The organism is Mycobacterium sp. (assembly GCF_050701675.1).
In the GTDB taxonomy this organism is placed as follows: Bacteria; Actinomycetota; Actinomycetes; order Mycobacteriales; family Mycobacteriaceae; genus Mycobacterium.
Genome location: NZ_JBOGDD010000508.1, coordinates 1 through 11,079 on the forward strand (window position 1 = coordinate 1; position 11,079 = coordinate 11,079).

12 protein-coding genes are annotated in these 11,079 nt (G+C 66.2%); 2 read left to right on the top strand and 10 right to left on the bottom strand.

Annotated elements, in window-relative coordinates:
• The 9 genes from ACRDUX_RS15200 to ACRDUX_RS15240 form a co-directional block, all read right to left on the bottom strand.
• Window positions 1-274: hypothetical protein (locus ACRDUX_RS15200; protein WP_526414847.1), on the bottom strand; the 274-nt coding region annotated here is incomplete at its 3' end.
• 134 nt (window positions 275-408) lie between these two features.
• Window positions 409-1,935, bottom strand: a complete 1,527-nt coding sequence (locus ACRDUX_RS15205) for a hypothetical protein (RefSeq protein WP_526414848.1) — start codon at window positions 1,933-1,935, stop codon at window positions 409-411.
• Complete coding sequence (locus ACRDUX_RS15210) at window positions 1,928-2,725, bottom strand: hypothetical protein (protein ID WP_526414849.1); 798 nt, start codon at window positions 2,723-2,725, stop codon at window positions 1,928-1,930. The genes ACRDUX_RS15205 and ACRDUX_RS15210 overlap by 8 nt, the downstream gene beginning before the upstream one ends.
• A gap of 57 nt (window positions 2,726-2,782) precedes the next feature.
• Window positions 2,783-3,562 (bottom strand): DUF429 domain-containing protein, encoded by a 780-nt coding sequence (locus ACRDUX_RS15215; RefSeq protein WP_526414850.1) that lies wholly within the window; start codon window positions 3,560-3,562, stop codon window positions 2,783-2,785.
• A 68-nt stretch (window positions 3,563-3,630) separates the two neighbouring features.
• Window positions 3,631-4,500: a haloacid dehalogenase-like hydrolase gene (locus tag ACRDUX_RS15220; protein ID WP_526414851.1), complete on the bottom strand. Its 870-nt coding sequence runs from the start codon at window positions 4,498-4,500 to the stop codon at window positions 3,631-3,633.
• Window positions 4,497-6,107, bottom strand: coding sequence for a hypothetical protein (locus ACRDUX_RS15225; RefSeq protein ID WP_526414852.1), 1,611 nt, complete (start codon window positions 6,105-6,107; stop codon window positions 4,497-4,499). Before ACRDUX_RS15225 ends, ACRDUX_RS15220 begins: the two co-directional genes overlap by 4 nt.
• Window positions 6,108-6,924: 817 nt before the next feature.
• Complete coding sequence (locus ACRDUX_RS15230; protein WP_526414853.1) at window positions 6,925-7,551, bottom strand: hypothetical protein; 627 nt, start codon at window positions 7,549-7,551, stop codon at window positions 6,925-6,927.
• 142 nt (window positions 7,552-7,693) lie between these two features.
• Window positions 7,694-9,160, bottom strand: coding sequence for an FG-GAP-like repeat-containing protein (locus ACRDUX_RS15235; RefSeq protein WP_526414854.1), 1,467 nt, complete (start codon window positions 9,158-9,160; stop codon window positions 7,694-7,696).
• A complete protein-coding gene (locus ACRDUX_RS15240) occupies window positions 9,157-9,300 on the bottom strand; it encodes a hypothetical protein (RefSeq protein WP_526414855.1) in 144 nt (47 codons plus the stop codon). The genes ACRDUX_RS15235 and ACRDUX_RS15240 overlap by 4 nt, the downstream gene beginning before the upstream one ends.
• A 58-nt stretch (window positions 9,301-9,358) precedes the next feature.
• On the opposite strand from ACRDUX_RS15240, the gene ACRDUX_RS15245 reads away from it, so the two are divergent.
• Both ACRDUX_RS15245 and ACRDUX_RS15250 read left to right on the top strand, forming a co-directional pair.
• On the top strand, window positions 9,359-9,649 hold the full coding sequence (locus ACRDUX_RS15245; RefSeq protein ID WP_526414856.1) for a helix-turn-helix domain-containing protein: 291 nt from the start codon (window positions 9,359-9,361) through the stop codon (window positions 9,647-9,649).
• Window positions 9,650-10,029: 380 nt separating this feature from the next.
• Entirely contained in the window at window positions 10,030-10,293 is a 264-nt protein-coding gene (locus ACRDUX_RS15250; RefSeq protein ID WP_526414857.1) for a hypothetical protein, read from the top strand.
• A 182-nt stretch (window positions 10,294-10,475) separates the two neighbouring features.
• On the opposite strand, the gene ACRDUX_RS15255 is transcribed toward ACRDUX_RS15250, so the two are convergent.
• Window positions 10,476-11,000 carry an HGGxSTG domain-containing protein gene (locus ACRDUX_RS15255; RefSeq protein WP_526414858.1) on the bottom strand — a complete coding sequence of 175 codons (525 nt, stop codon included), beginning with the start codon at window positions 10,998-11,000 and terminating at the stop codon, window positions 10,476-10,478.
• Window positions 11,001-11,079: the final 79 nt, after the last annotated feature.

An 11,079-nucleotide genomic window follows, 5' to 3' on the forward strand; every position in this document is an offset into this window, starting at 1 on the left:
GACGGGCACGTACAGCTTGCGTGTGCTCGTAGCGCAGCTGCGCCCAGGGCAGCGAGATCGCGTCGGTGTGGCCGTCGGTGAGCAGGCCGGCGACGACGTCGAGCGCCTGGCGCATAGTCCGCCGGCTGCCGGGCGCGAGACGGGCGAGGTAGACGGCCACGGGGTGGGTGCCGTGCTCGGGCGCGGGGATGACCTCGACGGCCGCGTCCTGGCTGTCTGCCTGGCGCTCGTCGAGGCCTCGGACGGCGGGCACAGCGGTATCGAGAACACGCATTCTCATTACCGGCACAAAGGTGCGAACCGCGTGCCGGAACCGCCCGCCACGGTGACGGCCGACAGGCGATGTGCATTGCGCCCAAGCTGTGGCGCCCCGGCACGCCGTCCTGCCGGTCGAACTCACTCCGCGGGCTAACCAGGAGTCATCGCACGCTTGATTCCCGGCACCAGGGAGAGCGAGGCGCACGGGGCCTTGAGGCCCTGCAGGTGCCGGTAGGCCCGCAGCATCAGTTCCGGCAGCTGAGTGTCGACAGCGGCGGACAGGTCGTCCGCCTGCCGAGGCTCGCCCAAGAAGGCGAACAGGTTGGCGACGGCCTCGACGGTGCCTTCCGGCGTTCTAAGATCGGCAGCAAGTAGGCCGCGTATCAGGTACGTGCACCCGCCATCGCCATCTGTCGAAGCCACCGCCGCCTGCGAGTTCGGCGTGACCGCCACCTCGGGGAGTGTGCGCGCGACCGCGAGTGCACCAGCCCGATCACCAGCGAGCCAGCGCGCCAGCGCCAGATTCTGCTTGGATCCCGTGTCCGGATTGAGGTCGTTGGCAGATTGCATCTCCACCAAGGCCTTCCGCGGCTCGTTCAACATCCAGTAGGCGAAACCGAGATTGGCGAGCAGGTTGGCGAATTGCACCGGCTCCGCGAGCATCTTCTGCGTCTCGAACGCCCACGCCTTTCCGGCTTCGCCCACCTCCACTGCCTCGGCAGGCTGGCCGAGCACGATCAACGACGCAACCCAGTTGCCATAGCTGGTGGTATTGGGGGCCTGCCCCACAATCGTGCGGTAGATGGCGACCGCCTGCTCGGACTCGCCGAGGTAAAAGTGCAGGTTGGCCAGGTTATTCTCTGCGCTCCGCCTGAGCAGCGGCGTAGCGCGCGGATCGGATGATTCTGATACCCGGCGGTACAACGCCAACGCTTCATCCCGGCGTTGATGCCAGAGGCTCGGGTCCGCTCCCACCGTGCCGTCGGTCGCGAAGAGAGCCTGGGCGTACATCGACTCGGATTCCGCCGCCGCATGCATGCGCAGCGGGTGCGACTCCCACTCGGTGTCGTCGATGTTGGTCGTCAGGGCGCGCAGGAAGAATCGCGGCATGGTCGTCGTCGCCGGTCGGTTCTCGAAGTTCCATGTCCGGCGCTCCACAAATACGCGCGCCACCAGCTCCATCCGCTCGGCATGGATGCGATCCCGCTCCTGCATGCGCTTGATCTCTGCACGGACAACTTCGTGATCGTCGGACTCGCCGCCCAGGAGTCGGGCGACGAACGTCACGTAGTGTGGTGGTGCAGTGCAGGTCGTGAACACGAGGATCGCGACACACGTACCCGCTGCGCCGATGCTAAAGGCAAGCAGCCAGTCCCGCCGCTGCAGGAAGCGGTTTCGCAACCACGAGAGGTAAGCCCTCGGAGCCTCCGTGACACTCTTGCCGGTGAGTACGGCATAAGCGTAGGACGCGATCAGCACGAGCAGCGGTGGCACCGCAATGCGAATCGATGCCAGGTAGGCCCAGGCGTCGATGAAGTAGTCCTCGGTCTGGTGCCGGTAGAGGAGCAGGAGGCAGATCCCCAGCACTGCAACCGCGAGTAGCGCGAGCACCTGAAGCGCGGCGAGCGTCCAGTCCAGGTTCCCGCGCTTCAAACGATCGACGGCTTCCCTAATCATCGCGCACTACTGTCGTTGGCAATGGAAGCGACCTCTGAGGTGGCTTGGTCACCATCGATCGGACCCTGAACTGACGCAGCGTCCGCTCGTCGGGGTTCAGGAACCCCTTCAGTTGGCGCAGCTGGGCCATGTCCTTCCGAAGCAGCGTGATCTCGCCCGGCGGTCTCAGCGCATGCGCGACGAGCCCGCCCGCGTCATGGCTGCCGACGAAATGCGCCCACTGGCAGCCGGCGAACCCGATGGTGTACACGCGGTGGCCGTCCGGTGTCCGGTGCGTCGCCGCTGTCATGATCGCCTCGCGGACCACTGCACCGTCCAGTTCGAGCAGCAGTGCGCAGAGGGGGTAGCGCCGTTGCGGGCCGGGGTCCTGATCGAGAAGCATGCTGCGGATGGTCTCCTCATGCCGGGCTCCGAGCTGGACCGCCTGGAACTGCTTGAGCGATGACACGCTCGCGCGCCAGAGGACCGAGAGGTGGAACAAGCGGAAGCGGACGTAGTCGAGCCCGGTGACGATGATGACCTGGTCGGGCGCGTGCTGCGGACACTTGCCCTCGGTGAACCACGCCCGCAGGAACGGCTTCTCGTACTCGTCGTTCAGGAATCGCTCGCAGTCCTGGCAGAGCAGCGGCTCGCGAAAGCCTTTCTGCACCTTGCTGTCAGGCGCACCCAGGTTCATCTGCAACGCCTTGCGCCGCTCGTCGTAGAGCGGCGCGTAGCAGAACTCGGGGATGATGTGGGACCCGCAGAGCGGCCGTTCCCGCTGACACAGCCGGCACGTCCCGCGCTTCATCCAGCGCTTTCTTCGACTACGCGACCGGCCCTGAGTACCCTCGCGAGGGTGCAGGTATCACTTGTGTACGGCAATCCACCCCTCACCGTTGTCGTCGTCGGGTGGCAGGAGTCCAACATGCCCGCGTGTCACCGCCACCGCAGCAAACGCACAGATCACCGCATCGAGCGCATCGGCATCTGCTCGCACCACCGAATCGTGTGCGCCAAGATCGATCATCGTCGACAAGAACTTCACGATGGCTTCCCGCGCCGCGTCGGCCGGCGGGGTGCTGTCGTTGTAGCCTTGGAATGGCAAATCGCGTTCTCCGCGGGTAGCGCGCCAGTGGCAGAGCTGACCGGCTGGGAATGCCTCGACAAGAAGCCCTTCGGTGGAGCGCTGCCAGGGCCAGATCGGCCTCGCCGCCTCGGCGAGGAGCGTAAGGCAGGCGGCCGTCATCGGCGCGCCGCCACGGGAACCCGCCCACATCGTGGAGCGGACGTTCACCTTCCGTTTGAGCCACACATCTTCGGTCTGCCGAAGTGGTTTCTTCGGATCGAGGGGCGGCGTGACGCCAGAGACAGCCTCCACGAACTCGGCGCCGCGGCAGAAGTAACGCTGACCTCGCGCAAGGCCATCGGCATGCTGGAGCAGTTGGGGATGCCCGCCTGCCGGCAAGAACTGTGCAGGTACGGAGAACGGCGCGTCGATCGCAGCTGCGGAAAATTCGCCGGTTCGCAGCGTAGCCGCAAGGCGAGAGAAGGGGGTACTGACGGTTGGATCGCCGATGCTCTGAACGCGCCCGAGCGAACGCAGGGTGAGCCCACGCTCCGCTTCACGGACATCCGCAACCCACACGTTGCTACGACCGCACCGCGGCCTCCACATGCTATTGTCCCCGCTGAAATCAATCCCCAACCATCGCGTCATCGAGCCGCCTCGTCGGGGGCACGGTAACCGCCCTCCCGAGCGAACCGCCCGAGAATGCCACGCACGATCACATCCAGCTGACTTCCTTCCTGGTAGTCAGCTGGCGCAACGAATCGTACCCGATCCTCCGCGATCAGGCGGTAGATGCTCTTCTGGGACTTGCCCGGCTGCCAGCGCTCTGGGTCGAACACCGCGATCGCTTGGCCGCCCTGCAGATGCACCATCTTCATGGACGGGATGTCCGTGTCGCCGTCACCGATGAAGATGAACCGTGAGAACGGCAGCGGCCGCTCGTCCATCGGGATCCAGCGGTTCACAGGCTCGTTCTCCCAGCTGTTCAAGACGCCCTTGTTGATGCGGAACAGGAACTGCGTCTTGTTCGTATAGTTCACCGCAACCGCTGGCCAGACGGCGTGACCGTCGGCGTCGTAGATGAACGTGGACGCGAAGACCTTCTTGAACTTCCCGAAGATCGTGCAGCCCCTGATCATCTCCAAGATCCCGGACGACACGACGTAGTGCTCCAAAGACAGCCCGCGCTCGGCCGCGTACGTGTCGATGCGGTCGAACCACTCCGGAACGCCCTCGAACAACGGCGTCTTCGCGCCGTGCGACCGCAGGAAGTCGCGCGTGATCGGCACCTGGCGCTGTTCCGACCGCTCGACCATGAGGCGCATGTACGTGAGGATCTCGTCAGCATCGTGCTCCTCGGCCTGACGCTTCACCTCGGCCCAGAACTCCTTCGGCTTCATGCCCAACTCGGGGATGAACGTGTGCTCCGGGATGTTTCCGCGCGCCAGGGTTCCGTCGAAGTCGTAGACGATTGCCGTCCTGAGCCCGCTGCCGGCACGTTGATCGCGCGTCATGGGCTCAGTCCTCCGTGAGCAAGTGCTTCCAGGCCGCGAAGACCTGCCAGTGTCGCGCACGAGGGGGTCGCGATGCGCAGCACGCCTTCGGCACGACCAGATCGGTGATGTTGCTGTCCGGCACGCGACAGCGATGGCCGGCACGCCCCGCCGGCCCAAACGTGGCGGTGCGAAGACATCGAGCTGCACGACGCGCTCGGAGCTGACCGCCTGACGACAGCGGGCAGAGTATGAACCCGACGGACTCGGTCGATCAGCCGGTGGTAGTCCTCCACCTGCTGGATCACCGACCCGACGTTCGTCTTCTGGTTCTGCCGCCTCCTCAACCGCTTGTTGACGCTGTCGTTCCGCTCCTCGACCAGCCACCGGTCGAGCGCCCGCTGCAGCTGCATCGCGGCGTCGAGGCACGCCACCAGCGCCCAACACTCGGATCCCGTCTGCACCGTGCGCAGCGCTATCCGCAGGTCGTGGATGTGTTGCGGCACCTGGCGTCGCAGCTGTCCGAGGCAGCGGCGCGCTGCGCGGTCACCAGCTCGGAGATCGAACGTCGTCAGGTCGACGTCCTCGAAGATCGCCTGCAGCGTCGCTGACGGGATGATGGCCACCAGTCGGTCCGCCTGCGGGAGGAGCGGCACGCCGGCCGCCAACTTCTCGCCCGCTGACGCGCCGATCACCGGCGTCAGCTCGCGCATCCAGAAGCGCTCGACCACCTGGTGCTCGGCGCCGTACGTAGCGCGCACCAGCGACGGGTCACGCGGATCTGGCGATGTTGTGCGTGTACGATCGTTGGAACCACTCGCCGTGGCCGTCGGCATCGTGGCCGGCGACGAGATGTTCGAGACCGTGGCCACCATCCTCGACGACTGCTGCAGCGCCTGGAACTGGCTGATCGCGTCGTCCAACCACCGGCCATACGGCTGCGGGAACTTGGCCGTGTAGAGCTGCGTGACCTCGGGCTTCCGCAGATCGCTGAGGAAGCGGATTCCCGCCTGGCGCAAGGCCTTGGTGCGTACCCGGCGCTCCCACCGCCGGAAGACGAGATCGTCTTCCACCTTGGTGTAGCCCACGAACACCGAGGCACCGCTCTTGAGCGAGCCCCAGCGGTACCGGGCCTCGTACGGAACGTCCTCGATGCTGGCCTTGCGCGCGTAGGGCACGTGCACGTGCGGCGCGACCTCGTCCAGCCGGCCGTAGTACAGCGGCCAGTCCCAGACCTGCTCGGTGAGCGACACCTCGAACAGCTGGCCCAGGTCGATCTGCAGGATGTGACGCCACCGGAGCTGGGTGACGACGACGTCGGCGAGGGCGCGCAGGAGCCGGTCGACGAAGTCGAGATCCAGCGGCGTGTGGATCGACGGGTAGACGCGCACCTGCAGCAGCGGCTTGCTCGGGTCGCTCGGGCCGTAGCGGATGTGCAGCCGCGGCAGGAGATGAGCGAGATGGCGTGGGGGACGGCACCGGATCACGGAGCCGTACCACCAGTAAAAGCGCCGGCCGTCGCTGGGGCCGACGGGCATGTTCTGGGACAGACGGAGGTCGTGCCGGTACCCGAGACGGTCGAGCACGTCGACGATCGGCTCGAAGAGCTGGGCGTGCGGGTCCGGCATCTCGCAGGCCCACACGCGGGTGCGGAACCAGACTGCGTCGAAGCCGAAGCGGGCGTTGGGGATGGTGCGGAGGAAGGCCGGGTGGGGGCGGGGCAGACGGGTACCTGGTGTACCACTTGTCGTACTAAGAGTGCGGGCTGAGCCTAGGGCCGATGGCCCAGCTGAGCCCGAACTAGCGACCCAAGGAAATCCGGCAGGTTGCGACACGTTGGCAGGCTCGGCGACCGGCACCCTCTGCGCCGAATGCTTGTCACCGCGGCTCCAGACCGCAGCCGATCCGCGACCTCGATTGCCGACCACATTGAGGCCGGCGGCGATGAACGCTCGGTTGATGGAGCGCTCACCATATCCAAGGCGCCGCACTCGATCCGCGACCTCGCGCCGCAGGAGTGGGCCGGCGCTGGGCCAGATCTGGTACAGCTCAGCCAGCTCGTCCCGTGGATCGACTGCTACATCACCGCCCAACATCACCATCACTCCATCGACCGCGCTGATCATCCACCTGAAGGCCGGCCCAGGGCAAGGGGCTTGGTGCAGTGCGGCCGTCGGTCAGCGCAGCCCAGTCGCCGGTGCGGGCACCACGAAGGAGCCAGAGGATGCATCTGTCGCGAGTTGGTACGGTTCCTAACTCGACGACAGCCTGGAGACGACCTGAGACCGCAGTCCGCGGGATCGATGCGTTGGAACGGCTCCTATCGCTTCACATGCCCCGCGGCGGTGGCGTGGCAAATCCGTGCGGACTTGAACGGCCGATTCAAGCGCAGCGCGCGGAAGAGGCAGTAGCCGAAGCAGGTCGGTCGGGGCGCTGCCCCACTCGTCAGTGGGACGTTCGCTCTGCACAGCCGCGATGCGCGGTGATGAACGCTTCCGACTGCCGCGCCATCTCGTCGCGCTCCGTGTTGGCGACGTCGACGGTGAGCTGCCGGCCGCACGCGCACGTGATCGTCGACGTCATCGGTGACACTCCCGGATCGTGGGCGAGAGCACGGGCCATGCAGGACTCGTGCACCGTGAAGAACAGCTCCAGCATCGCCCGCTGGATGTCGGTGGAGATCGAGGCGTTCACCTCGATCGCGGCGCCGCATCCACACCGAACAACGATGGTGTAGGCCGGCTTTGCCGCTGGTTCTGATCGAGCCGGTTGGCTTGCCTGCGATGGCCAGTCCCGCCTCGTCGGCGCGTACGGCTCCTCACCGGCGGCTCTGGCAACGATGCTGGCGGCGGTCGAAGTGAGCGGGTGGATGACGCCGGCGTACACCATGCGAATGACTGGGATCGTCACGAGCAAGGTCAGCAGGCCAACCAGCGCCAGCAGGAGCTGGCCGTGTGCCAGCAGCCCTACGATGAGCGCGCCACCGAGCAGCGCCGCACCCAATGTGCCCGCGCGAAGGTCTCCGCGAAGGTCGTCGCTGTCGTTGAGCTGCATGGCCGACTGCGAGGTCACCCCTGCTTGCGCGGGCCGGGACGCTTCTGGGCGGCGGACGACTTGAATACGCTGCCGGCGGACTTCTTCGTGAGGATCACGGTCGGCTTGAACGGATTCGTCTTTTTGCTTGCCATCACAGGTATGCCCGAGGCTAGCGAGACTAGCGCTTCCCAAGCAGCACTTGGACCCGGTCAGGCGAGACGTGCACGCTCACGATGTCGAGCGCTCCATCTCCGTCCAGGTCGGCGACGGCGATCTCACTTGACTCCATGCCCACCCATCGACCTGGACCGAAGACACCCTGACCGAGGCCGAGAAGGACCGAGAGGTGCCCGACGCCGCCGACCACAGCATCGGGAACGCCATCGCCGTTGACGTCTCCGACTGCAGCCGCGAAAGGCATGTAAACCTGGTAAGTCCCGGCCGGCTCGAAGTCTCCTGTCCCGTCGCCGATGAGAACGGCGAGCGAGTTGGCGCCTGCACTGGTGGCGATGACGTCCAGTATCTGGTCGCCGTTGAGGTCGGCGATTGCCACATCTGAGGTGTGCGAACCCACTGCGTACGTGCGCTGCCGCTGAAACGTGCCGGTGCCGAGCCCGAGCAGGAGGGAGACATCCCCGCTCTCTCTGTTCGCCGTCACCACGTCGAGACGACCGTCGAAGTTAATGTCTGCGACAGCGAGTCGACTGGGACCATTCCCAGCCGGCGCGTTAAGCGGCAGTTGGAGAGCCCCGCCACCCACTCCACGGAAGACTGACAGGCTGTCTGCAATACCGTTGGTCGCCAGCACATCCTGGAAACCGTCGCCGTCGAGATCAGCCGCAGCAAGCCGACCGATGCCTGGTTGGAAGATCGGGCTTTCTACCCGCGATTCGCCGCTGAATGCGCCTCCACCCTGTCCGTAGATGGTGATCACCCAGTCAGTCCCGAGTGCGTTGGTCTCACTCGTGACCAGGTCGACCACGCCGTCATCATCCATGTCCGCCACGGCAAGCGTGTCCGTTGTGTGGTACCGCGATCCAGCAGGCAGCGTTTCGGCGCCTTGAAGAGACCCGTCGCCAACGCCCCGCAGCAGGAACACGTGGGTGGAGGCCCCAACAAGAACGTCGGGGACGCCATCTCCTGTGGCGTCCGTCACCACGAGCTGCCGGCCCAGGTCTGGCAACGAGTATGTCGCAGGAGACGCGAGGGCGAGCACGGTCGAGATGACCGTCGGCGTTGCGGTCGAGGTATGTGTCGGAGGTGCGGTCGCCGTCGGCGACGGCGAGTCAGTTGCCGTCCCGCTCGCCATCGGTGTCGGAGCCGCCGTGTCGACCGGTACTGCCGTCGCCGTCGGCGGGATCGTGTCGACTGGGGTCGTGGTGGGAGACGAGATCAGTGACTCGGTGGGCGTGAGCACCACTGGGCACCCGACCAGCGCGGCGCTGACCGCTCGCAGCAGGTCGGCCACCGTCACGTGCCCCGAGGCCCTCGCATCAAGTGCCGGGCAGGCGGTCACCGGTGTGCCTCCAAGCACGATGTTCACCCCCATCAGCAGCTCGTTGATCGTGACCTTGCCGGTCCCGTTGCAGTCGCCCACGCAAATCGGTTGGGCCGCGGCTGCGGTCACGAAGAGCACGAGGATCATGCCGGCGATCGCGGCGAAGCCAGGACGCCGCACATGGCCGCTTGGTCGAGGAACAGTGAGCGCAGCACGATGGGGAACAGGCACCGGACGTCCTCCTCCACCACGTGGCTGAGCAGGCGCCATGCCAGCCTATCCCCCATCGGCCGATCTATCTGCGCTTCGTGATGGTACCGGCGAAACCGCTACACACAATTGTGTATGGCGCTTTTATGGCGCCTCTCCCACCATCCGCCGTTCATCATGCGGCGGCGGAAATTCTCAATCGTCTTCGGCGAGATTGTCCGACAGCATCGCAATGCGCTGGACCTCTCCCAAGAGGCGCTGGCCGAACGGGCGTCTGTGCACGCGAATCATGTCGGCCTCGTCGAGCGTGGCGAGCGCGCTCCATCGATCGACATTGCCCAGCGGATCGCCGCCGCGTTGGGGCTATCGCTGTCCGCGCTGGTGGCCGAGGTCGAGCGGCGCTGGGAGCGGTCCCGGTCGAGGTAGAGTGAGAACGTTCGGGGCTGTTCATCCTTGCAGCAAGGCCGGCCACGCCCGTCGGCCCCACTCATTCGGGCAGTCGGAGCGGCGTTGGGCGGTTGCAAAATAGCGCGCCGCAGCGGCTGCCGGGTGGCCGGTAGCCACCTCGGGTTGATGCCAGCCTGGCGCTTCCTCGGGTGGTACGGCTCCGAATACGGCGCACCGCCGCTGCCCGCCATCGCCAGCGGCCGACAGGGAGCGCTGCATCGCCACCCGACAACGCGGTCGCCAATTCAAGGTCAGGCTCACGGCGTGCTGACGCCTGGCGGATACGGGCCGCGCATCACTCCGTGGCAGCCGTGGCGCTGGTGCACCCGCTGCGCTAGGAGCACACGCGGAGGCCCGATATGAGCGAGACCACCGCCCGCGACCGAACCCGTGGCCAGCTCGACGCCGAACACGCGGAGACGCTGGCCGAGACGATGGCCGAGCTGCTGATTGCGATCGAGAACGTACACAAGGATCTGGCCGCGATCCGCGAGGCGCAGGAACGCTGCGCTGAGGCCATGCGGTTGCACGGTGGTCAACTCGATGCCTTGACGGCGGCGATCGAGCGCCTGGGCGGGATGCTGGTGCGGGCCGCTGGCGGCAGTGATCGGCTATCGTCGTAGGTGCCGAATGCCTGGCGCGGTCCTGATCCTCGTAGGCGTCGCGCTGATCCTCGGTCGACGCGCACTTGCTCGCCTGGTTGCCGCCGATCAGCGCAACTTCAGCCTTTCACGTTGACGGCACCACGACGACCACGGCCAGGGGCTGTGCGTCGTCGGTACAACAACAGCGGCCAGGCGCGAAATCACGTAGTCGGTGAGCCCGACGTCGTTGCCGCCTGGCGTTCGCCAGGCAACATGTTCGTCAATTGAGTCATCTCGGCGGCAAGTTCGCGCGCCTCATCGGCGCGACCTGTCTCAACGAGGAAGCGCTCCATCTTTGCAGACGCACCCTGTAGTTGCTCAGCTCGCTGCTCCGCGAACTGAACCGCCCTGGCAAATCCCTCGTGGTCACCGCGGGCGACGATGCCGACAACAGCCATGGTCGCGTCGATCAGGTCGTTGACGGCGCCGAAGAGTCGAGTGAGTGTGCGCGTCTCCACGGCATCGCGAGTGTACCGGCCGTGCTTCAGCCGGTTCGTGTTGCCGAGCTGCCCGCCGCTGCCCTTGGCGCCGCCATGCATGCGGCAACGACGTTTGCCGCGGACGATCAACCCCAGGCAGGGGCGACCGCTGCGCGTCTTCGCGCCACACTTCAGTAGCGTTGCCCAGGTCCGCTGGTGAACGGAAAGATGTGCTTGGGCTTGATCATCTGCTTCCACCGCCTCCACCGCTCCCTCCTCCTGCCGGCCGTTTTGGCGACCCGGCCGCCGCGATTCCGTCACTCGCTGGTTCCGAACTGCACAATAG

Bases quoted from the DNA above. Each gene is read 5' to 3' on its own strand.
- ACRDUX_RS15205 (WP_526414848.1), bottom strand. From the start codon at position 1,935: ATGATTAGGGAAGCCGTCGATCGTTTGAAGCGCGGGAACCTGGACTGG.
- ACRDUX_RS15210 (WP_526414849.1), bottom strand. From the start codon at position 2,725: ATGAAGCGCGGGACGTGCCGGCTGTGTCAGCGGGAACGGCCGCTCTGC.
- ACRDUX_RS15220 (WP_526414851.1), bottom strand. From the start codon at position 4,500: ATGACGCGCGATCAACGTGCCGGCAGCGGGCTCAGGACGGCAATCGTC.
- ACRDUX_RS15225 (WP_526414852.1), bottom strand. From the start codon at position 6,107: ATGCCGGACCCGCACGCCCAGCTCTTCGAGCCGATCGTCGACGTGCTC.
- ACRDUX_RS15235 (WP_526414854.1), bottom strand. From the start codon at position 9,160: ATGATCCTCGTGCTCTTCGTGACCGCAGCCGCGGCCCAACCGATTTGC.
- ACRDUX_RS15240 (WP_526414855.1), bottom strand. From the start codon at position 9,300: ATGGGGGATAGGCTGGCATGGCGCCTGCTCAGCCACGTGGTGGAGGAG.
- ACRDUX_RS15245 (WP_526414856.1), top strand. From the start codon at position 9,359: ATGGCGCTTTTATGGCGCCTCTCCCACCATCCGCCGTTCATCATGCGG.
- ACRDUX_RS15250 (WP_526414857.1), top strand. From the start codon at position 10,030: ATGAGCGAGACCACCGCCCGCGACCGAACCCGTGGCCAGCTCGACGCC.